At 60.9% G+C, this 23558-nt stretch carries 15 protein-coding genes and 1 pseudogene; 10 read left to right on the top strand and 6 right to left on the bottom strand.

The window, feature by feature from the left end; translation table 11 throughout:
• The first annotated feature begins 26 nt into the window (after window positions 1-26).
• The 9 genes and pseudogenes from VGC33_RS07835 (at window position 27) to VGC33_RS07875 (ending at window position 10466) form a co-directional block, all read left to right on the top strand.
• Window positions 27-956, top strand: coding sequence for a LysR family transcriptional regulator (locus VGC33_RS07835; protein WP_331120193.1), 930 nt, complete (start codon window positions 27-29; stop codon window positions 954-956).
• Window positions 957-1133: 177 nt separating this feature from the next.
• A complete protein-coding gene (locus VGC33_RS07840; RefSeq protein ID WP_331120194.1) occupies window positions 1134-2576 on the top strand; it encodes a M20 family metallopeptidase in 1443 nt (480 codons plus the stop codon).
• A 126-nt stretch (window positions 2577-2702) separates the two neighbouring features.
• Window positions 2703-4318, top strand: a pseudogene (locus VGC33_RS07845) (ABC transporter substrate-binding protein).
• A 65-nt stretch (window positions 4319-4383) separates the two neighbouring features.
• The gene (locus VGC33_RS07850) at window positions 4384-5469 is read left to right on the top strand and encodes an ABC transporter permease (protein WP_331120195.1); all 1086 of its coding nucleotides are present in this window, start codon (window positions 4384-4386) and stop codon (window positions 5467-5469) included.
• Between the two features lie 167 nt (window positions 5470-5636).
• Complete coding sequence (locus VGC33_RS07855; RefSeq protein ID WP_414636909.1) at window positions 5637-6473, top strand: ABC transporter permease; 837 nt, start codon at window positions 5637-5639, stop codon at window positions 6471-6473.
• Window positions 6466-7332 carry an ABC transporter ATP-binding protein gene (locus tag VGC33_RS07860; RefSeq protein ID WP_331120197.1) on the top strand — a complete coding sequence of 289 codons (867 nt, stop codon included), beginning with the start codon at window positions 6466-6468 and terminating at the stop codon, window positions 7330-7332. The genes VGC33_RS07855 and VGC33_RS07860 overlap by 8 nt, the downstream gene beginning before the upstream one ends.
• A gap of 80 nt (window positions 7333-7412) precedes the next feature.
• Window positions 7413-8150 carry an ABC transporter ATP-binding protein gene (locus tag VGC33_RS07865; protein WP_331120246.1) on the top strand — a complete coding sequence of 246 codons (738 nt, stop codon included), beginning with the start codon at window positions 7413-7415 and terminating at the stop codon, window positions 8148-8150.
• Window positions 8151-8169: 19 nt separating this feature from the next.
• The gene (locus VGC33_RS07870) at window positions 8170-9120 is read left to right on the top strand and encodes a serine hydrolase domain-containing protein (RefSeq protein WP_331120198.1); all 951 of its coding nucleotides are present in this window, start codon (window positions 8170-8172) and stop codon (window positions 9118-9120) included.
• Window positions 9117-10466, top strand: coding sequence for an MmgE/PrpD family protein (locus VGC33_RS07875; RefSeq protein ID WP_331120199.1), 1350 nt, complete (start codon window positions 9117-9119; stop codon window positions 10464-10466). The genes VGC33_RS07870 and VGC33_RS07875 overlap by 4 nt, the downstream gene beginning before the upstream one ends.
• A 54-nt stretch (window positions 10467-10520) precedes the next feature.
• Here the strand turns inward: VGC33_RS07875 and VGC33_RS07880 are convergent, their stop codons facing one another.
• From VGC33_RS07880 to pqqU, 4 genes are all read right to left on the bottom strand, one after another.
• On the bottom strand, window positions 10521-11783 hold the full coding sequence (locus tag VGC33_RS07880; RefSeq protein WP_331120200.1) for an MFS transporter: 1263 nt from the start codon (window positions 11781-11783) through the stop codon (window positions 10521-10523).
• 283 nt (window positions 11784-12066) lie between these two features.
• Window positions 12067-13611 carry a methyl-accepting chemotaxis protein gene (locus VGC33_RS07885; RefSeq protein ID WP_331120201.1) on the bottom strand — a complete coding sequence of 515 codons (1545 nt, stop codon included), beginning with the start codon at window positions 13609-13611 and terminating at the stop codon, window positions 12067-12069.
• A gap of 352 nt (window positions 13612-13963) precedes the next feature.
• Window positions 13964-16354 (bottom strand): glucose/quinate/shikimate family membrane-bound PQQ-dependent dehydrogenase, encoded by a 2391-nt coding sequence (locus VGC33_RS07890; RefSeq protein ID WP_331120202.1) that lies wholly within the window; start codon window positions 16352-16354, stop codon window positions 13964-13966.
• 97 nt (window positions 16355-16451) lie between these two features.
• On the bottom strand, window positions 16452-18641 hold the full coding sequence (gene pqqU / locus VGC33_RS07895; RefSeq protein WP_414636907.1) for a TonB-dependent receptor PqqU: 2190 nt from the start codon (window positions 18639-18641) through the stop codon (window positions 16452-16454).
• A 375-nt stretch (window positions 18642-19016) separates the two neighbouring features.
• On the opposite strand from pqqU, the gene VGC33_RS07900 reads away from it, so the two are divergent.
• Window positions 19017-20702 (top strand): NAD-dependent malic enzyme, encoded by a 1686-nt coding sequence (locus tag VGC33_RS07900; protein WP_331120203.1) that lies wholly within the window; start codon window positions 19017-19019, stop codon window positions 20700-20702.
• Window positions 20703-20789: 87 nt separating this feature from the next.
• Here the strand turns inward: VGC33_RS07900 and VGC33_RS07905 are convergent, their stop codons facing one another.
• Window positions 20790-22058: a 2-hydroxycarboxylate transporter family protein gene (locus VGC33_RS07905; protein ID WP_331120248.1), complete on the bottom strand. Its 1269-nt coding sequence runs from the start codon at window positions 22056-22058 to the stop codon at window positions 20790-20792.
• A gap of 467 nt (window positions 22059-22525) precedes the next feature.
• Complete coding sequence (locus tag VGC33_RS07910) at window positions 22526-23401, bottom strand: helix-turn-helix domain-containing protein (protein WP_331120204.1); 876 nt, start codon at window positions 23399-23401, stop codon at window positions 22526-22528.
• Window positions 23402-23558: the final 157 nt, after the last annotated feature.

Here is a 23558-nt window from a genome sequence, read left to right on the forward strand (position 1 = left end):
GATCATAACTAGCCAGGGGTTATCCGATGGAACTGAAGTGGTTGGAAGATTTTCTCAGCGTTTCTCAGTGCAATAGCTTTACGCGGGCGGCTAATGAGAGAAACATCACCCAGTCAGCGCTGAGCCGACGGATAAAACAGCTCGAGGAATGGCTTGGCGTGCCGCTATTCGATCGCGCCGCCTACCCCATCCGCCTGACCGCCGAGGGGCGGGATTTCCTGCAAACCGCGTCTGAGATGGTGTTTTCCATGACCCAGCTGCGCAACGATATCCGCGAACGGCATGCGCAAAAGCACGCCGTGGTGCACTTCGCCACGCTGAACACGCTGTCGCTGACGTTTTTCCCGGCCTGGATTAACGCCGTCGATCCGTCCCATCAATACGGCTATATCCGGCTGTGCGACCAGCAACCGTCCTTCAGCGGTAATATCTCCCTCCTGCTCGACGGTGAAACCGATTTCCTGCTGACCTACGCGCACGACTCCGTGCCGTTGATGAAACAGTTGCAACGTTTTCCCTATATCGATCTGGGCGAGGAACGGGCCATCGCCGTCTGCGCGCCGGACAGCGACGGCAAGCCGCTGTATCCCATCGACCGCGCCGCCGAAAGCGGCACCGCGCCCGTTCCTTATCTCAGCTATGGCAAACGCTCCTTTTTCGCCCATGCGCTCAACGCGCTGTTTGCCACCCGCCCGCTGCCGCTCAAGACCATTTATGAAAATTCCATCTCCAGCGGCCTGAAGGCCATGACGATTTCCGGCTGCGGCACGTCGTGGCTGCCGTCGAGCCTGATCAATGAAGACATCGCCGCCGGCACCCTGGTTCGCGCCGGCGATCGCGATTGGGATATTCTGGCCGGCATCCGCCTCTACCGGCTGGAAAAATTCCGCAATATCCAGGCCGAGCGCCTGTGGAACAGGGCCAGCCTGCTGCACCGCAGCCACGCGGCGGCCTGAGCCGCATTAACCACGCCAAAACGTCATGCCGCGACAAACTATGCAATTTTGGAATAGGCCAGTGAGAAGTCTCATTGGATCTTTGCCGCCATCGCCCACATCCTGAACAGGTTCCCATGGTGTTGCCCAACCCGGCGCGCCACCGACGACTTCATCCAACGGCACGAGGATATTCAGGTGAATAACGCAATAGCGCAGCAGAAAGCATTGGTCTGGAACCTGGTCGACGTTAAGGAAAACCTGTTCACCGCCCTGAGCGACCGCATCTGGGGCATGCCCGAAATCGCCTATACCGAATACCGCTCGGTGGCCGAACATACCGCCATGCTCAAGACCCAGGGGTTTCGCATCACCGAAAACGTCGCCGGCATTCCCACCGCGGTGATGGGCGAAGCCGGCCAGGGCGGTCCGATTATCGCGATTCTGGGTGAATACGACGCGCTGCCTGGGCTAAGCCAGGTGGCCGGCATCGCCCGACCGGAACCGATCCCCGGCAACGGACACGGCCACGGCTGCGGTCATAACCTGCTCGGCTCCGCCGCCATGCTCGCCGCCACGGCGATTAAAGACTGGCTGGCGCAAACGGGCGCGCCGGGTCGCGTGCGGTACTACGGCTGTCCGGCGGAAGAAGGCGGCGCGGCAAAATCCTTTATGGCCCGCGCCGGCGCGTTTGACGACGTGGATATCGCCATTACCTGGCATCCGTCGGCCTTCAGCGAAGTGGCGCGCGCCGAATCCCTGGCCAATACCCGTATGGACTTCGTGTTCCACGGCCGCGCCTCCCACGCCGCCGCGTCGCCGCACCTGGGCCGCAGCGCGCTGGATGCCGTCGAGCTGATGAACGTCGGCGTTAACTACCTGCGCGAGCATGTGCCGTCCGATTCGCGCATTCACTACGCCATGCTCGACTCCGGCGGCATTGCGCCGAACGTGGTGCAGGCGCGCGCGGCGGTACGCTACGCTATCCGCTCGCGGGACGTCCACGCCATGTTCGCCCTGAATGAACGGGTGAAAAAAGTGGCGGCGGGCGCGGCGATGATGACCGAGACCCGAGTGGACATCAGCATCATGAGCGCGGTCGCCAACCTGCTGGGCAACGGCCCGCTGGAAGAAGCCATGCAGCGTAATTACCATCTGCTCGGCCCGATTGCTTTCGACGACGCCGACAAAGCCTTTGCCGCCGAAATACAGGCCACGCTGTCGCCGGAGGATCTACAGAGCGCCTATCGCCGCATCGGCATGAAAAAACCACCGCAGGCCGCCGCGCTATGTGAATTTATCGTGCCCCTGGACGCGGCCGGCGAGCTGATGCTCGGCTCCACCGACGTTGGCGACATCAGTTGGAAACTGCCCACCGTGCAAGCCCATGTTCCCACCTACGCCATCGGCACGCCGGGCCATTCGTGGCAGCTGACCGCCCAGGGCAAACTGCCCGCCGCGCATAAAGGGCTGGCGTACGCCGCCAAGGTCATGGCCGCCACCGCCATCGACACCCTGACCGATAAGGTCCTGCTGGCGCAGGCGAAAACCGCCCACTACGAACTGACCGCGCAAACGCCCTATGTCTGCCCTATTCCCGCCGACGTGCGGCCGCCGCTGCAACCGCGCCCGGCCGGGTAGCGGGTTATCGCCCGCTTTGCCGCCATTTTCGGCCGCGTCTTTGCCGTGCTGCCTGCGCCGCGGGCAGCACGGGGTGCGCGGCACTTACTCGGCACTTCGCCATGTTTATTCACAGGAGCGGAATTTATGCGTCATACCCGGAAACGTGCTTTGGAAAACCTGATCGGACTGGCGCTGGGCTGCGCCGTGCTGCCCCTGGCGGCACAGGCGCAAACGCCGCCGGATTCGCTGGTGATGGCATGGAATATCGATGCCATCAGCACCTTCGACCCGGCGCAGATAGGTGAGGTGGTCACCAATGAAATCATCAAAAATACCTGCGACACGCTGGTCGATTTCGATCCCAAGGATGAAGCCAAGGTGATTCCCCGCCTGGCAAAAAGCTGGGACATTTCGCCGGACCGCAGGCAGATCACCTTCCATTTGAACAGCGGCCTGTCATTCCCGTCGGGTAACAAGGCCACGGCGAAGGATGTCGCCTGGTCGCTGCAGCGGGTGGTGCTGCTGGGCTTCGGCAACTCCGCCACGCTGACCGAATTCGGCTTTAACAAGGGCAACGTTAACCAGAGCATCACGGCGCCGGACGACGATACCCTGGTGATGACCTTCGATCGGTCCTATCCGGTCAACCTGGTACTGCAGGCGATCGCGGCCAATAATGTCTCCACCACCCTTGATCGCGCGCTGGTGGAGCAAAACGCCGTTAACGGCGATATGGGCAATAAATACCTGACCACCCATACCGCCTGCGTCGGACCCTACCAGCTGATGCGCTGGAACGCCGGCGAAGGCGTGATGCTGCAGGCGAACAAGGGCTATTGGGGCAAGGCCCCCACGCTACAGCGCATCCTGATCCGCCACGTGGCGGAAACCGGCACCCAGCGTTTGCTGCTGACCCAGGGCGACGTGGACATCGCGCGCGATCTCGCGCCGGACGATCTGCGCGATTTAGACCAGAGCGGCCAGGTCAAGGTGGAGAAGGTGCTCAAGCCGCAGCTGTTTTTCTGGACCTTTAACAATGAAGATCCCATTTTTAAAAACCCCAAGGTGCGCCTGGCGATGCGTTATCTGATTGATTACCAGGGGTTGGCGACCACCGTCATGCCCTACCTCGGCGTGCCCGCGCCAGCTTCGCGCAGCTCGGCGCCTACGGCGCGCTGGATAAAGAGGCCGGGCAGCCGTTCAAGCTCGATCTCGACAAAGCAAAACAGTTGATAACCGAAGCCGGATACCCCAACGGCTTCACCGCCAAGCTGATTATCGGCACCCTGCCGCACTCGGCCCCCATTGCGCAAAGCACCCAGGAAAACGCCTCGAAAATCGGCGTAAAACTGACTATCGAAAGCATGGCCAACGCGCAATTGTTCAGCCGCGTGCGCGGACGTGAGTTCCAAAGCGCCATGATGGCGTGGCAGACCGCGGTGCCGGACGCCCATGGCAACGCCTCGCGCCTGGTTTTTAATCCGGACAACGGCAAAGAGGCTAAAAATACCCAGTATCCCAGCTGGCGCGCGGCCTATTTTGACCCGGCGATGAACCAGGAGGTCACCGACGCGTTACTGGAGCCGGACGAGCAAAAACGCATCGCGCGCTATCACCGCCTGCAGGAAGAGCAAATGCGCGAGGGGCCGATGGCCATTATGTTCCAAATGTACAACACCGCCGGCTTGAGCAAACAGGTGAAAAACTGGACCTGGAACGGCTTTCGCGTTTATTACGCCGTGGCGGCCAAGGCCGGCTAAGGCCGATGACAGTACCCTGCTCACGGGCCTGCCGGGCAAGATTGTCTTCATAGAAGGAGTTACCGATGTCGCTATCCGATCCGATCGCCGCGGGCGACTATCCCGCCGACCCGCTCTGGCGCAGGTTGGGCGAACAGGGCGCGCGTCTGGGCAAGCTGCTGGTTTCCGTGTGCTGCACGCTGTTGGGGCTGGCGGCGCTGACCTTTTTTATCGGCCGCCTGTTGCCCATCGATCCGGTGGTGGCGGTGTTGGGCGACAACGCCAGCCAGGAAGCCTATCAGAAAATGTATCACCTGCTGGGGCTGGATAAACCGCTGTGGGAACAATTTTTACTGTATCTGAAAAACGTCGCAGTGCTGGACTTCGGCAACGCCCTGACCACCGGCCGGCCGGTTATCGAGGATATCGGCCGGGTCTTTCCGGCCACCCTGGAACTGGCGAGCCTGGCGGCCATCATCGGCACCTGCCTGGGTATTCCGGCCGGCGTGCTCAGCGCCATGTACCGCAATACCTGGTTCGATCACTGTATCCGTTTTATCGGCCTGCTCGGCCATTCCGCGCCGAATTTCTGGCTGGGCCTGATGGGTCTGGTGCTGTTTTACGCCACGCTTGGCTGGATAGGCGGGCCGGGACGCATCGACTTTATCTACGAATTCGACATCAGGAACGTGACCGGTTTCTACCTGGTGGATACCGCGCTCGCCGGCAATTGGGCGGCGCTGGGCAATGTATTCAGCCATCTGATCCTGCCGGCGTCGATTCTGGGCCTTAGCGGCCTGTCCTACATCAGCCGCATGACCCGCAGCTTTATGATTGAACAACTGTCGCAGGAGTATGTGATAACCGCCCGCGTCAAGGGGCTGTCCTGGGCGCGCAGCGTCTGGGTGCATGCCTTTCGCAACGTGGCGGTGCAGGTGGTGACGGTGGTGGCGCTCTCCTACGCCTTTTTGCTGGAAGGCGCGGTATTGACTGAAACGGTCTTTGCCTGGCCCGGCTTCGGCCGCTACCTGACCAACGCCATGCTGGCCGGCGATATGAACGCGGTGGTCGGCTGTTCACTGCTGATAGGCGTCATATTTGTCGGCCTTAACCTGATCTGCGATCTGCTTTATCGCCTCTTCGATCCACGCACCCGCCAGGAGCAATCATGACCGACTCGGCTAAACCCCGCTCCACCCGGCGCTCGCCGCGCGACTGGCTGAACCGACGTTCGCTACGCGACTGGCTGAACCGACGTTCGCCGCGCGACTGGCTGAACCGACGTTCGCTGCGCGACTGGCTGGAGGCGCCTGTTCCCGCGACGCCCTGGCAGGCGCGTATGCAGCAAAGCATGAGCCAATGGCGCCGTTTTTGCCGCAATACCTCGGCGCTGTTCGGCCTGGTGGTCATTATCATCATCGCCGCCGCCGCGCTGTTCGCCCCTTGGCTTGCGACCCACGGCATCTTTACCCAGAACCTGCAGCTGCGCCTTGCGGCGCCCGGCGCCGAATACTGGCTCGGCACCGACGAACTGGGGCGCGATATCTACAGCCGCCTGATCTTCGGCGCGCGCATCACGCTGTATATTACCTGCCTGTCGGCGCTGATTGTCGGGCCGATTGGCCTGCTGGTCGGCACCATCGCCGGCACGGTCGGCGGCTGGGTCGATACCGTATTGATGCGCATCGTGGATATCTTCCTGGCCTTTCCAAGCCTTATCCTGGCGCTGGGTTTCGTCGCCGCGCTCGGCCCCGGCATCGAAAACGCCATTATCGCCATTTCACTGTCCGCCTGGCCGCCCATCGCCCGGCTGGCGCGCGCCGAAGCGCTGTCGATCCGCAAAATGGATTATGTCGCCGCCGTGCGCCTGCAGGGCGCGTCGCAAATGCGTATTATCCTGCGCCATATCATCCCGATGTGCCTGCCGTCGGTGGTGGTGCGCCTGACGCTGAACATGGCGGGGATTATCCTGACCGCCGCCAGCCTCGGTTTTCTGGGGCTTGGCGCCCAGGCGCCCAGTCCCGAATGGGGGGCGATGCTGTCCTCGGGCCGTCAGTTCATGATGACCAACTGGACGATTGCCGCCATTCCGGGTTTGTCGATCCTTCTCACCAGCCTGGCCTTCAATCTGTTCGGCGACGGCCTGCGCGACGTTCTGGACCTGCGCCATGACTGATAACCTGCTTGAAGTACGCCGTCTGAACGTATTGTTCAAAGACCGTCATCGCGAGAACCATGCGGTACGCGATATTTCGTTCTCGATCGGCCGCGAAAAAGTGGCCCTGGTCGGCGAATCCGGCTCCGGTAAATCGCTGACCGGGCGCGCGCTGCTGAAACTCACGCCGCGGGGCGCCCGCGCCAGCGCCGAAAAAATGCGCCTGGGCGATATCGATTTGATGAACACCAGCGAACGCGGGATGCGCAAAATCCGCGGCAAACGTATCTCGATGATTATGCAGGACCCTAAATTTTCCCTCAATCCGCTGATGCGCGTCGGGCAGCAAATCAATGAAGCCTACCGTACCCACTTTAACGTAAGCGAGCGCGAAGCGCGGGACAAGACCCTGCTGATGCTGGAGGCGGTGAACATCCGCGATCCGCAGCGGGTGTTCCGGCTGTATCCGCATGAAATTTCCGGCGGCATGGGCCAGCGCATCATGATTGCCATGATGCTTATCCCCGAACCGGATCTGATCATCGCCGACGAGCCGACATCGGCGCTGGATGTCACCGTGCGCCGGCAGGTGCTGGGGGTGCTGGACGCCCTGCTGGCGCGGCGTAAAACCGGCCTGCTGTTCATTACCCATGACCTGGGGCTGGTGGCGGGATTTTGCGACCGGGCGCTGGTGATGTACGGCGGGCGCATCCTGGAGGAGATTGCCGCCGACCAGTTGCATAACGCCCGACACCCTTATACCCGGGCGCTGCTCGCCAGCCAGCCGGATCTGCGTCATCCGGTGGATATGCTGGCGATCCCGGCGCGCGATCCGGCATGGCTGACCGGCCCGGTCTATCGAAATGGAGAAGCCTGCTGATGACATCCACGCTAAACGACCCCGTCCGCCCGGCAACGGCCGGGGCGACGGATAAAACGCCGCCGCTGGCCATCGAGCGGATGATCGAAACCGTCGACTTAACCATTGCCTTCGGCAAAGGGCGCCTGCGCAAGCGGGTGGTGGATGGCGTATCGATTAGCATCGCGCGTGGCGAAAGCTACGGCCTGATCGGCGAATCCGGCTGCGGCAAATCCACCCTGCTGCGGGCGTTGGCCGGTCAGAACACAGGGTATGCCGGCGCCATTTTATATCAAAACCGCGAGCAGCACCCGGTGCGCGACAAGGCGTTTTACCGCCAGATCCAGATGGTGTTCCAGGACCCCTATGCGTCTTTGCACCCGCGCAAGATGGTATACCACACCCTGCTGGAGCCGCTGGTTATCCACGGCATGGACCGGCGCGAGACGCGTATCTCCGACATACTCGCCGCGATCGGCCTGGGGGACGCCTTTCGCTATCGCTATCCGCACCAGCTCTCCGGCGGCCAGCGGCAGCGCGTGGCGCTGGCCCGGGCGCTGATCATCGAGCCGCAGGTGTTATTGCTCGACGAGCCGACCTCGGCGCTGGATGTGTCGGTGCAGGCGGAAATCCTCAACCTGCTGAAAACGCTGCGGCGCGAGCGCAACCTGACCTACCTGATGGTCACGCACAACCTGGCGGTGGTGGCCCATTTATGCGATCGGGTGGCCATCATGCACCAGGGGAAACTGCTCGAGGAGATGACCGCCGATGAAATCCGGCGCGGAGCGGCAACCGAGCCCTATACCCGGCAGTTTCTCGCCGCCAGCAATGACTAAGTCACAGGAGCCGACCATTATGCAAAACACCTGCGCCGCCCGGGCAAGGGATGCCCTGCTGCAGCGCTGCGACAGCCTGGACAGCGACGCGCTGCTGATCCTGCGCGGGGGCGACATCCTGCTGGAATACGGCGATATGCAGCAGCGTTTTCTCTGCCATTCCATGCGTAAAAGTTTTCTCAGCGCGCTTATCGGCATCCAGGCGGCGCGGGGCGATGTCGATTTATCGCTGACGCTGGCCGAGCTGGATATCAGCGACGTTAGCCCGTTGAGCGACATCGAGCGCGGCGCCACGCTTTACGACCTGCTGACGGCGCGTTCGGGGATTTACCATCCCGCCAACTATGAAACACCGTGGATGACGCGCATCAAACCCCCGCGCCACAGCCAGCCGCCGGGTTGCCAATGGAGTTACAACAATTGGGATTTCAATGCCCTGGGCAGCGCTTACCGCCAGTTGACCGGCCTGGATATCCACCAGGCGTTTTTCGAACAAATAGCCCAGCCGATCGGGATGACCGACTTCAGGCCGGAGGATGGCTGGATGGAGCCGGGAGCGCACTCGCGGCATGCGGCCTATCCGTTTCGCCTGTCGACCCGCGATCTGGCGCGCTTCGGCCAACTGTTCCTGCAACAGGGCGCCTGGCGGGGCGCGCAGGTCATCCCCGCGCCATGGGTGCGCCAGAGCCTGATGCCCTATTCCCATGCCGGCGAACGCGGCGCCTACGGCTATATGTGGTGGCTGGCGCGCGACGGCGTGGCGCTGCCCGGATGCGACCTCCCCGACGGCAGTTTTTTCGCCTACGGCGCGGGAGGCCATTACTGCCTGATACTGCCGGCCCTTGACGCCGTGGTGGCGCACCGGGTGAATACCGACATCGCCGGGCGCGCCGTCAACCGTTTCCAGTTCGGCCAGCTGATTAACCTGGCGCTGGCATTCCTAACCGCAACCTCGGGAGAACAAGCATGAATGTCATTGAAGCCATTGCCGCCTGGAGCCGCGCCCAAACCGGGTTCAGCCCGACGGCGCGGGAGTTGGCGCGCCAGGCAATTGTCGATACCCTGGCCTGCCTTTACGCCGGACGGGACGATTTTTCCGCGCGCGCAGTGCGCGCGGCCGGCGAGCCTTACCTGCGCCCCGACTGCCGGGCGCGCGTTATCGGCGGCGGCCGCGCCCCGGCGGCGATTGCCGCGCTTATCAACGGCACGTCGGCGCACGCCATCGACTATGACGACAATTTCGGGCCGGGCATGAGCCACGCCTCGGCGGTCCTGGTGCCGGCGCTGCTGGCGGTGGCGGATGAGCTTAACGCCGGCGGCGGGCAACTGATCGACGCCTATTTGATCGGCCTGCAGGCGCAGGCGTTTATCGGCGCGGGCGTGGGGCCTTCGCACTATACCGCCGGCTGGCACGGCACGTCCACGGTCGGCTGCATCGGCACGGCGGCGGGCGTCGCCTGGCTGATGGGCATGGACCAGGATGGCATCGCCCGCGCATTAAGCAACGCCGTGAGTTTCGCCTCCGGCACCAAAGGCCAGTTCGGCACGCCCATCAAGCCGCTGCATGCGGGCTGGGCGGCACGCAACGCGGTGGACGCCGCCGTATTGGCGCGCCACGGCATGCGCGGCAGGATCGATATCCTCGAGGCGCCCCAGGGATTTGGCGAGATGTTCGGCGGCGCCGCGCCGTCCGGCTGGGATATTCCGGCTATCCTCGGCGCCGGGCCGCATGTGATGGAAAGCGTGGGGGTAATGCCCAAGCGCCACCCCTGCTGCGGCTCTACCCATCTGATTATCGATACGCTGTCCGACCTGCGCGCGGCCCATGGCTTCGCCGACGCCGACGTGCTGGCGGTGGAGACGCTGGTCGGCATCGCCAACCAGCGCAACCTGGCTTATATCGTGCCGGAAAATGAAATGCAGGCGCGTTTCTCCATGCACTATTGCGTCGATACCTGGCTGCGCCACGGCGCGCTGGGCGTACTGGATTTCACCCCCGCGCGCGTGGCGCAACAAACAGAACCGGCACGGTTGGCCCGCGTCGGCATGCGCGCCTACAGCGCGCAGCAAGAGGCCGAGGCCGGCGGGAAGTTGCCGCACCGCGTTACCCTCACCCTGCGCGATGGACGTCGATTGACGGCCGAGCGCCGCCTGGCGAAGGGCGGCAACCTCGAGCCTTTCAGCGAAGGCGAACGCAGGCAAAAATTTATCGACTGCTGCACCGGCGTTGCGCAGGCGGCCGCCCTGTTCGACCGGCTGAAAAACCTCAGCGCCGAGCTGGATCTCGCCGAACTGGATGTCCTGCTGGCAGGATAACACCGCGGCCCCCGGCCATGCCGGATGGCCGCCGTTTAACGGCCACCCGTGTTTCTACAGGGTACCGGCGGCCCCCTCCTGGAAGGTTTCCTCGTTATGCAGCCGCTGGCGCCGGCGCAGATTGGGAAACCAGGCCATCCACAGCCCCACCACCACCAGCGTGCCGATGCCGCCCAGCGCGGCGGCCGGCACCGCGCCCAGCCATGCCGCCAGCAGGCCGGATTCAAACTCTCCCAGCTGATTGGATGTATTGATAAATATCGAATTGACCGCGCTGACCCGGCCGCGCATCGCGTCGGGCGTGTCCAGCTGGACCAGCGCGCCGCGGATCACCATGCTGACCATATCAAAGCCGCCAAGGGCGAACAGCGCCAGCAGCGACAGCCAGAGCGCGGTGGAGAGCGCAAACACCAGGGTGGCGATGCCGAAGCCGGCCACCGCCAGAAACATTATCATGCCCACGTGCCGCTCAAGCGCCCGGCGGCTCAGCCAGAAGCCGACCAATAGCGCCCCCAGCGCCGGCGCGCCGCGCAGCAGCCCCAACCCCCAGGGGCCGGTGTGCAGGATATCCTTGGCGAAGATCGGCAGCAGCGCGGTGGCGCCGCCCAGCAGCACGGCAAACAGATCCAGCGAAATCACCCCCAGTACATCGGGCCGGGCGCGGATAAAACGCACCCCGGCGAACAGGGTGGCAAAACTGGCCGGCACACGTTTGGGCGGCGCCTGCTCGTAGCGCAGCCGGGCGACCATGGCGATCGACACCAGATACAGCGCGATGATGGCGATATAGACCGTGCCCGCGCCGGCGACATACAGGAAACCGCCAAGCGCGGGACCCACCATCATCGCGGCCTCGCCGGAAGCGGCGTTGGCGGCCATGGCGCGCGCCAGCATGGACGGCGGCACCAGCGCCGGCAGCATCGACTGCAGCGCCGGCGCCTCCATGGTTTTGGCTATCGCGATAAAAAACACCAGCCCCAGCACCACCAGCTCATTGGCAAGATGCGTCACGGTCAGCGCCGCCAGCGCGGCAATGGCCAGCCACTCCGCCACCTGGCCGAACAGCACGATGCGCCGGCGATCATACTGGTCGGCCACATGGCCGGCGGGCAGCGCCAGCAGCACCGACGGCAGAAACTGCGCCAGGCCAATCAGGCCGAGATCAAACGCGCGCCCGGTCATGGTATAGATTTGCCAGCTCACCACGATGGATAGCATCTGAAAACCGAAGCTGGAGCCGGTGCGGGCCAGCCAGAAAGCGACAAACGACGGATGTCGCAGCAGCGAGTCCGGGCGGGCGGGAGCGGAAGAATGCATAGCCAATCCTGTTATCCGGTAATCAACAAACGGACCCGGCCGCGGGGAAGGCCCATGGCCGGATCGGTTAATGCGGGGAGTTTAATCAGCGGTTGTATAATGAAACAGCGTTATAAATTTGCCCGGCGCAATACCGGCGATACCGACATCGGCATCGCCAAACGTGGAGAAGGCGAAAAAATCCTCCGGCAACGCTTACAATATCGCTGGCGGGAACAAAATAATCAAGCGGTTAACCCAAGCGCGGCCATGGCGCCCCGGCGAACACCGCGCGCCGCGCCGACTACGGGCGATAGACGTTTACCGCCGCCGCCAGACGTACCGTGCTATGGGACAACTCTTCGGCGGATTGGGCATATTGCTCCACCATGGCCGCATTTTGCTGGGTGGTATTATCCAATTGGCCGATGGACTGGCTTATCAGCGTCAGGGCTTTGGTCTGCTCCCGCGACGAGGTGCTGATTTCGCCGATAAGACTGGCCACCTGGCCCGCCTGCTGAACGATATTATCCATGGTGTCGCCGGCGTTTTGCACCAGCTTGCTGCCGTCCTTGATGCGCTCCACGCTGGTTTCAATCAGGTCCTTGATTTCCTTGGCCGCCATGGAAGACCGCTGCGCCAGCAGGCGCACTTCGCCGGCCACCACCGCGAAGCCACGGCCCTGCTCTCCGGCGCGGGCCGCTTCCACCGCGGCGTTCAGGGCCAGGATATTGGTCTGGAACGCAATGCCCTCGATAACGGCGATGATATCGACGACGCGGCGGCTGGAATCGCTGATGGTGCCCATGGTATGGATGACCTCGGTCATTCTTTCCCGGCCCTCCACGGCGGCGCTGCTGCTCATCGCCGCCAGCGAGCGGGTTTCATTGACGCTGTCGGCGCTGTTGCTGACGCTCGCCATCAGTTCCTCGGTGGCGCTGATAATCTGCTGCAGATTATCCCCCGCCTGCTCGGTGCGCACTTTCAACTGCCGGTTGCCCAACGCGATTTCACCGCTGGCGTTATTGATATCGTTGATCTGGCCGCTGACGTCGTCCGTCAGGGAACGCAGGTTCAGCCCCATCTGGTTAACGCTGCGCATCAGATAGCCGATTTCATCGACCCGGTTAAAATAGACATATTCCCCAACCTGACAGGATGACAGTCGTTGCGCCTGCGCCAGGATGGCGACTATCGGTTTTTCCACCTGCCGGTGCAGCCAGCCGGCCGTCACCGCCAGGCCGCACAGGGTCACGGCGCCCAGCGCGAGCGGCCCGAGGGCGAACGCGCCGGCGCCCACCGCCGGCAGCGCGGCGGCCACCAGCAGCCCCAGGCGTAAACGCCAGCGCAACGGCATTTTTTGCATCAGCGACAGCGGCGCGAGCATACCGGTGCGCACCAGCAACCCACGGTATAACGCCTGGCGACGCCGCCTGGTCTTGCCGGAATTAATGTCGTTATATAATGCCGACGCCTGTTTGACTTCCTCGCGGGTCGGGGCAATGCGCACCGACAGATAACCCGTGGCCCGGCCATTGTGGGCCACCGGCGTCGCATTGGCGCGCACCCAGTAGAAATCGCCGTTTTTACGGCGGTTCTTGACCAGCGCCGACCAGGAATGTCCGGCGCGCAGCGTATGCCACATATCGGCAAACGCCGCCGGCGGCATCTCCGGGTGGCGGACAATATTATGAGGTTGATTAACTAAATCCTGATAGTGGTATCCGGACGCCCTGACAAACGCCGCATTGGCATAAATAATATTACCCTGAAGATCGGTGGCGGATTGCAATGTTGTTTCACTGTCAATCGAATACTCATTAAGAGTAACCGGATTGTTAATTCTCATCTGCACCTCTTTAATAGGCGGATCACTAGACGCTTGGGCTTCAGGTCCATCGGCGAAATGAGCAAAAACTTTATTATTATTTGCGCCGTTAGGATTATTTATCACCAGAATGAGATTATTTGACGACGTTGTTATTTATCGTAACAAATTAACTAATAGCTTGAAATAAATGACACTGTGTTAGTGGCGGGAAATAAGGCGACGGCGGACATAAAATAATAAGACAATACTGAGGGGTCGACCATTATTTCAGTATTGCCCGGCGGAGTATTTTATATTTACCCGCCGGCGGACATTCTTTATTTGTGCCGTACGACCGGCCTGGATCAGGCCGGTCGGGAAACCATGACGTTTATTTCGCGTCCGGCAAGGCATAGGCGATAAGGTAATCGCCAAGCTTGGTGCCGAACGAACCGTGGCCGCCGGCGGCGATGACCACATATTGCCTGCCGTTGGCCTCATAGGTCATCGGCGTGGCCTGGCCGCCCGCGGGCAGACGCGCCTGCCATAACGCCTGGCCGTTGGCCACGTTGAACGCGCGCAGGTAGTTGTCCGCCGTGGCGGCGATAAAGGCGACATTGCCGGCGGTGGAGATCGGACCGCCCAGCATCGGCATGCCCATTTTAAACGGCAGCGGCAGCGGCGAGCTGTCGCGCACGGTACCGATACGTTTTTTCCAGACCACCTCGTTGGTTTTCAGGTCCAGGGCCGAGATATAGCCCCACGCCGGCTGTTTGCAGGGCAAACCCAGCGGCGAAAGGAACGGGTTGAGCGTGACGCCGTAGGGGACGCCGTATTGCGGCTGGATGCCGGCTTCGGACCCCGTTCCCCCCTTGCCCGCTTCCGGTTCCATCGGATTACCCGGCCCCCGTGGGATAAGCTTCGAGACAAAGGGCAGCGCCATCGGATTGGCGACGGCAATCTGGCGGGCGGTATCCACCGAAATGCCGCCCCATTCAAACATGCCGAGATTGCCGGGGAATACCAGGGTGCCCTGCTCGGAAGGCGGCGTAAACGGCCCTTCATAACGCAGCTGATGGAACATCACGCGGCAGATCAGCTGATCGTAGATGGTGGCGCCCCACATGTCCTTGCCGGTGAGTTTTTGCTGCGGACGATACGTCAGCTCGGAGTACGGCTGGGTGGGCGACAGGCGATCGCCTTTGGCCGGGCCCTGGGGCACCGGGGTTTCCGGCGCCGGCACCACCGTTTTGCCGGTACGGCGATCCAGCACGAAAATATTGCCGGTTTTCGCCGGCACGTAAATCACCGGCACCTTATTGCCGCCTTCATCGGTAATATCCGCCAGGGTCGGCTGCGCCGGCACATCCATATCCCACAGATCGTGGTGTACGGTCTGGTAGAACCAGGCCAGTTTGCCGGTGGTGGCGTTCAGCGCCAGCAGGCCGCTGGCAAATCGCTCCATTTCCGGCGTACGGTTGCCGCCCCAGATATCGGGGGTGGCGACGCCGATGGGCAGGTAGACTAAATCCAGCTTGGCGTCATAGGCGGCCGGCGCCCAGGAATTGGGCGAGTTCGGGGTATAAAGCTGCGCGCCTTCCGGAATGATATTGGGGTCCTTGCTGCCGGGATCGAACGCCCACAGCAGCTTGCCGCTGTTGACGTCGAAACCGCGGATCACCCCGGACGGTTCGCGGGTGGAATAGTTATCGGTCACCGCGCCGGCGATCACGATGACATTGCCGGTGACAATCGGCGGCGAGGTCGGCTCGTAGCCGCCGGCCTTGGGAAACGGCATATTGTTTTGCAGGTTCAGTTTGCCGTTATCGGCAAAGTCAGGACAGAGTTTGCCGCTTTGCGCATCCAGCGCATACAGGTGGCCATCATTGACCGGCAGCAGGATGCGGCGCGAACACAGCGCCTGCGCCTGGCCCGGGGCGCTGGCCGCGGACGCCTCCGGCGTTTCATGGTAGGACACGCCGCGGCAGGTGACGTGCTGGAATGACGGATCGGTTTTCAACTGCGGGTCGAAGCGCCATTTCTCTTTACCGGTGGCCGCGTCCAGGGCGAACAGTTTCTGGTGCGGCGTACACAGGTAGAGCAGATCGCCGATTTTAATCGGCGTTACTTCATCGGTCAGCTCCGCCGGATCGGCGGCGGTTTTCATATCGCCGGTGCGAAAGGTCCAGGCTTCCTTAAGCTGACCGACGTTTTTATCGTTGATTTGATTGAGCGGCGAGTAGCGCGTTCCTTCCTGGGTACGGCCATAGGCGGGCCAGTCGCCGTTGGCGATACCGTTGACGCTTTGGGCGGAGGATGCCGTCTGGTCGGCGCTCAGGGTACCGTTGATTTCCTGCGGGTCATTGAATACCGCGTAAATCAGCACCACCAGGGTAATCGCCAGCGAGGCCAGCAGCGAACCGCGCGCCAGGCCGCCGCTGCGCGTCAGATGGCGATAGATAAAAGGCAGCGCGATCCACAGGCCGAAAAAGAAGGTCACGTCCAGACGCGGCGTCAGCGCCCAGAAGTCGGAGCCGACCTCCCAGAGCGCCCACAGGGTGGTGGCGAGCAGGAAAACGGCGTACAGCAACAGCGCGGCGGCGCGGCGGCGGTGCAGCAGCCAGGCGGTCAGCAGCATCGCCAGGCCGGCGATGATGTAATACGGCGAGCCGTGAAGCCGGGCCAGCCAGATACCGCCAAGCAGCAGATAAAGGCCGCTCAGCGCGGCGAACAATGCCGTCAGGATGACGAGTATCCGTGATAATCCTGCCTGTTTTTGCATAGTATGGACCTTACCAAAATGTCATGTCGTTAAAGTAAAGATAAGCCAATTTATGTAATCGGCTCTTGAAACGTCGGTTTTAGTTACAAACCGCTGGTTAAAATTCATAAGACAGGGTGGCGCCGCCGCCCCAGTTGCGGCCCTCGGCCGGCTCGAAATAACGGCCGTTGCCCTCATTGACGATAACGGAACCCACATAATGGCGATCGAACAGGTTATCCACCCGGCCAAACACATCCAGCGACCATTTGCGCCAGTTGACCAGATAGCCGGTATTCAGGCTGGCGACCTGGTAGGACGGCGCCTGGGCGCTGTTGTGGTCGTCGGCCTGGATAGCGCTCATATAGCGCACCTCGGCCCCCGCGTGCCAGCCCGCCTCCGGCCTCCACTCCAGCGCGGCATATCCCATATTGCGCGCGATGCCCGGCAGGCGATTGCCCGCCGGCACCCGGTCATCCGGCGCGCAGTCGTCGGCCGCGCAGGTGGCGTTACGGTAGGTGGCGTCCAGCAGCGTCCACGCCATCTTTAACCGCCAATCCTGGGCAAACTGCTGATCCAGCGCCAGCTCCAGGCCGCGGCGGCGGGTTTTGCCGGCATTGGCGTAGCTGGTGCGTCCGCCGCTGCTCTCGGCCACCACCAGTTCCTGGTCGGTATTGGTCTGGAACAGGGCGGCGGTGAGCAGGCCGTAGCCGATGCGCGTTTTACTGCCCAATTCAAACGTATCGCTGGTGGCCGGCTTAAGCGCGGTGTTCAGCCCCGGCTGGCCGTCGGCGCGGTAGGAGAGTTCATTGATGGTGGGCGTTTCAAAACCGCGCCCGGCGGAAAAGTAGAGGTTCCAGCCGGGGTTGACGGCATAGTTAAGCGATCCCATCGGCAGCAGGCGATGGTAGCGCGCGCTGCCGCTATCGTCGCCGTTGGCGCCGGTGATGTAATAATCACGGGAATCGAAGCTGACCGTGCTGTAGCGCAGCCCGGCATCCAGCGTCCAGCGCGGGGTCAGGTTCCAGGTGGTTTGCAAATAGGGATCGAGATTCCACATACGGTTCTTCTCGTTGCGCCGCAGCGCGCCCTTTTCCCCATAGACAATCCCGTCGTCGTGGTAGCCATAGTTTTCAAACCCCTGGCGCCGTTCGGTCATGGTTTCATAATCCAGGCCGCCGGTAAACGCGACCGGCACGGGGCCGACATCATCCTGGTGGCGCCAGCGCGTGTCCACGCCCTGGTACTTGCGCTCCAGCACGATGACGCCGCCGGCGTGGTTGGGATTGAGCTGCGCCGACCGGGGGATCGACTGATACTGGGTAGTGTGCCGCTCGCCGTGATAGGCCGTCATGGTCAATTGGTCATTGGCGCCCATTTCGCGCTGATAGCGCAGTCCCGCCTGGGTCTGGTCAATGGTCTTGCGGGTATCGTACTGGTCCGCGCGTGGGGACTGGCGCGGATTGTCCCGCCATTCGTCCTCGGTCAAACCGCCCGGATCGCCGGCATCGACGGACACGCTGTTCAACATCAGCGTCAGCGTGCTGACGTCATCGAGCCGCACGCCCACCCGGGCGTTGCCCAGGTTTTTCTGCGTGGCGCTGCGATCGCGAAAACCATGGGTGGTAAAACGCGAGGCGGATACCGCGTAGTTCACGTCCCCGGCCTGGGTGCCGTCGCCGGTGGCGCCGGTGGCCTTGACGCCGTTGCGCCAGGTGCCGTAGCTGCCGTAGTAGCTGCCGGCCTCAAGCGTCGCCGGCTGGGTACCGGTCTGGGTGTCGATATTCACCACGCCGCCGGATGCGTTGCCGTACAGCGCCGAATACGGGCCGCGCAGCACCTCAACCTTCTCCACCGAATCAATATCGATATTCGAGGTCTGTCCCTGCCCGTCCGGCATGGTGGCCGGGATCCCGTCCACATAGATACGCACGCCGCGCACGCCGTACATCGAACGGCTGCCGAAGCCGCGCACCGACAGTTGCAGATCCTGGGCATAGTTCTGCCGGTTCTGGATTTGCAGGCCGGGCACCCCGCCCAACCCTTCCGACAGGTTCACCCGCGGGTTGCCGTTGCGCAGATCCCGGCCGTCGACCACGCTGACCGCCGCCGGGGTATCAAGCTCGGATAGGCCGGTGCGTGGTTTGACCACCATCAGCGTCGATGGGGACGTGTCGGCCGGCAGGCCACCGGCCGGGGCCGGCGTTTTGGTTTCAGCGGGCGCGGCTTGCGCAACACATACCGCCGCCGGCAACAGTAACCACGGGATCAGGAGCAGCGCGGACGATTTTGTGTTCAATGGCGTCATTCGGCAAAAAGGGCGGATAGGTCAAAAGTATAGAGTGACTTTATCATTTTGCCTTATTGTCAAAGTATGTAAAGTTGTTATCGCCATGTTAACCGCCGGCTTGCGGCCCGCCGGCAGCCAGGGCGTGCGAACTGTCTGCGGCACGGGGTCGCCATGAATCCGTTTGCCCGGGCCGGCGCGCGCCGGCGATCAAAAGGCGGCGCGCGCCGTGCATTGACCTGTCGCCTGATGATTAATTATTTAAACGGTTAAATAAGTTTAAAACTCATACAGCCCAGGATCGGCGTGATATAAAAAATAATAACCATGCCTATCAAATAAGCCGTCCGTGTCATTGATGACAATGGCATAGGGTAAATTAACGAGGTTCCTCCGATGTTACAGCAACGCCCACTTTATACTCATTATACTGGCTCAATGTTATTGGATAATCCGCTGCTGAATAAAGGCTCCGCTTTCACGCTTGAGGAGCGCCGAGGATTAAACCTGATGGGGTTATTACCCAGTCAGGTCGAAACCATTCATGAACAAACCGAACGCGCCTGGTCCCAGTTTTGCGTTTTTAAACGTGATATCTCCAAGCATGTTTACCTGCGCAATATTCAGGATACCAATGAAACATTATTTTATAGCCTGGTCAGCAGCCATCTGGAAGAAATGCTGCCTATTATCTACACCCCGACGGTAGGCGAGGCCTGCGAGCATTTTTCCGCCATCTATCGCCGCGCGCGCGGATTATTTATTGCCTATCCCGATCGCGATCGTATCGATGAAATGCTGCAAAGCTTCTCGAAAAACGATATCCGCGTCATCGTGGTAACCGATGGCGAACGCATCCTCGGTTTAGGCGACCAGGGCATCGGCGGCATGGGCATTCCGATCGGCAAACTGTCGCTGTATACGGCCTGTGGCGGCATCAACCCGGCCAATACGCTGCCCATCATGCTTGACGTGGGCACCAATAACGCCCAGCGGCTTGACGACCCGTTGTACATGGGCTGGCGTCACCCGCGTATCACCGACGGTGAATATATGGCGTTTATCGATACCTTTGTCCAGGCGGTAAAAGCGCGCTGGCCCGAGGTGCTGCTGCAATTTGAAGATTTCGCCCAGACCAACGCCATGCCGCTGCTGGAACGCTATCGCGATGAAATCTGCTGTTTTAACGATGACATCCAGGGCACGGCAGCGGTCACGCTGGGCTGCCTGATCGCGGCCAGCCATGCCGCGGGCACCCGCCTGAGCGACCACCGGGTGGCCTTTCTCGGGGCGGGGTCCGCCGGTTGCGGCATCGCGGAAAAGATCATCGCCCAGATGGTGGCCGAAGGCGCCGCCGACGCGGACGCGCGCGGCCAGGTGTTCATGGTGGACCGGTTCGGCTTGTTAACCGATGACATGCCCAACCTGCTCGATTTCCAGCGCCGGCTGGTCACCCACCGCGCGGCCATCGACGCCTGGCCCGGCGATGGGCAGAATATTTCGCTGCTGGATGTGGTGCGCCACGCCAGGCCCACCATCCTGATCGGCGTCTCCGGCCAGCCGGGACTGTTTACCGAGGAGATCGTGCGGGAAATGCGTCGCTATTGCCACCATCCCATTATCATGCCGCTGTCAAACCCGACCTCGCGCGCCGAGGCGCGCCCGCAGGACGTGATTACCTGGACCGAGGGGGAAGCGTTGATGGCCACCGGCAGCCCGTTCGCGCCCGTCTATTTCAAGGACCGGCGCTATGATATCCCGCAATGCAATAACGCCTATATTTTCCCCGGGCTGGGATTGGGCATCCTGGCGGTAAAAGCGCGCCGGGTGACCGGCGGCATGCTGCTGGCGGCCAGTCAAACCCTTGCCGCCCTGTCGCCGCTCGCCTGCACCGGCCAGGGCGCGCTCCTGCCCGCCATCGCCGATATCCAGCAGGTATCGCGCGCGATTGCCGCCGGGGTCGCCGTCGCCGCGCAGCGCGACGGCGTGGCGCCGCCGCTGTCCGACGACGCGCTGCGCCAGGCGCTGGCGGCGGAATTCTGGCAGGCGGGCTACCGGCCCTACAAACACTCTTCATTCTGATTAACCGTCGCCGATATCCCGCCTATCGGCGACCCGCTCAGCCCGTCGCGCTCTCCGGCACCCGCGCAGATAACGCGACGCGGGCGATCAGACGATCCAGCCCAGCAACAGGGTGGCGGCGATAACGGTCGAGGCGCCGCCGATGCGGGTGGCAATCTGGGCAAACGGCATTAGCGCCATGCGGTTGGACGCGGACAGAATGGCGACATCCCCGGTGCCGCCCAGGCCGCTATGGCAACTGGTGACGATGGCGGCTTCGACCGGATACATATTGATATACGGGGCGATAAAAAAACTGGCCAGCGTCATGGACAACACCACCGAACCGCATACCACCACATACCCCACCGAGAAGACCGCCACGACGCTTTCCAACGGCACATACAGCATCCCCAGGCCTATCATCAGCGGCCATACCAGGGCGGCCGAGACAAATTTGTAGCAACTGTGCGCGCCGATTTCCATCCTGGCCGGGATCACCTTGCCGTATTTACACAGTACGGCGATAAGGATCATCAGCACCGGCCCGGGGATATGCACCACTTTTTCCAGCAGGCCGCCGACAATAAAAAAAGCGCAAATCAGCAATAGCCCGCCGCCCATCAAATGAAAATCCGTTTGCCGCGTTTGTTCGCCACCGGCAAACAGGGCATTGTCCCGCGCGCTGCGGATTAACATGCCGTTGCCGTTCAATTCCTTGCGGCGGCTGCCCAAACGCGCCAGAACGCCGGCGCTGATGATGGCGAAGATATTGCCCACCACCGCGGCCGGCGCCAGTTGGGCGACATACACATCCGGCGCCTGGCCCAGGATGGCCGAATATGCCAGCGACAGCGGCAATATGCCTTCGCCGATGCCGCCGCCGATAATCGGCACGATAATAAAGAAAAAGCTGTGATACAGGCTATAGCCGAACAGGGAACCGACCGCCAGGCCGCTTGCCACCGCGGCAATGGTGCCAATCACCAGCGGCACGAACATACGCATCATGCCCTGGATCAGGATAATGCGATTCATGCCCAGAATACTGCCGACCACCAGGCAGGCGATGACAAAATAAAGCAGGTTCGCCTCTTTCATCAGCAATTGTACCGTCCCCAGCGTATGCGCCTGGAAAAGGTTAAAATAAACCAGTACCGAGGGCACCATCAGGCATAATATCGCCGGACCGCCGATCTCTTTCAACACCGGGATGATGCGCCCCATATGCGCCAGGACAAACCCCAGCGTCATGATCACGCCCAGGCCGCCAATCATGTTCTTGGGCAGGTGGCCGGTCCAGGCGGAAACCGCCACCACGGCGGCAATACCGATAAAGAGCGCCAAGGGCACGTTACTGACCTCGGTGTTGCCCATATAGCCGAGCGCCCGCTGGAACCAGGGCTGTACCGCGCGATCGCCGACATGCGCGTCAAGGCAAATTTCATCCACGTGATTATTTTTCATTTCTCACCCGCTATGATTGTTTGGTCAGAGGTAAATGTCGATAATTAGGCATCAGGTTGAATGCGCATAATTAAATTAACGATTGAATGAATACTCAAATGCTTAATATGCAGATATGTTTTATTGCCCTGCCTTGGGCCGCATTGAATAATTAAAATAAATAGAAAGACAAAATTCAGGGTGCCAACGGTGCCGTGCAGCATCCCATTGGCAATGTAGCATTGCGTAGAAATGGAAAAAACTTTATTATCTAAACCAAGTTATATTTTGTGATTCTCGCTGCAACTCATTTTAAATAACTTAATTTTTTTTAGTAATTAAAATCAGCATCCGATCCTGGGGGCATGCCCGCAAGGCGGCATTCATAGCCTCGTGGTTTATGCAAAATCAACCACCGGGATCAGGTAGTCGCATTTAATATTATGATTGGATGTGATGGTATTATCCGGCATGTCGCGATCAAGATAAAATAATTCAATATCCGGGCCTTCGCGCCGGGTAACACATTTTGTCGGTAAATAGTTTAGATAAATATAGCTGATGAAATCTTTTAACGCCGAGGCCTGGCCGCAATAAATAAAACTCAGATAGGTGCCGCCGGCCAATTGCACGGTTTCCGCATGCCGTAATTCGGCTGATTCTTGCTGGCCGACCGCCATAAAATAATGATACTCCAGTTGACCTTCGGCCGTTGACTTTACCTGGCTCAGGCCGAAGGCCACCGGCGGGATAATCCTGAAGTCCTTGAATAAGGTCTGCCACAGGCTGAACCCCGGTTGTTCACGGCGGCTGACCACGTCGTCAAAACTGCAGGCATAAGTAAAATTCATCCCCATCAAATACAGGTCAGGCAGGCTTTTCACGCTCGGCTGGATCGGAATATCGGATAAAGAAACATTTAACGGCGGGCATAAGCCGCTCAAATGCCAATCGGGCTGATCACGGTATTGGCTGGGGCTGATACCAAAGCGCTGTTTAAACGCCCGCGAAAAACTTTGCAGGGAATCGAAGCCGTACGCCAGCGCAATATCAAACACCCGTTTATGGCAGAGGCGCAATTCCAGCGCCGCGACGGATAATCGGCGCGCCCGGATATATTCAGCGAGATTATAACCGGAATAGTGTTTAAATAGCCGTTGCAGATGCCATTTAGTGTAGCCGGACTTCCTGGAGACTTCGTCAATTGACAGCGGCTGATGGATATTTCCTTCTATCCAATCAATAATTTCATAAATTATTAACATCTTAGTCATAAGATGCATTCCTAATATACTTTAAACAATTTCAATATTAATAATGCATTTGGCTTTTAATACAATATTTGTAATTAAATAAAGTCACGTCGCCGGACGGCGGGCCGCGGGTTGGGATCGGCAAGCAACGCCTTTTCCCCTAAAAGGGAAAAGGCGT

The sequence above is a fragment of the Acerihabitans sp. genome (assembly GCF_036398755.1).
Lineage (GTDB): Bacteria > Pseudomonadota > Gammaproteobacteria > Enterobacterales > Enterobacteriaceae > Acerihabitans.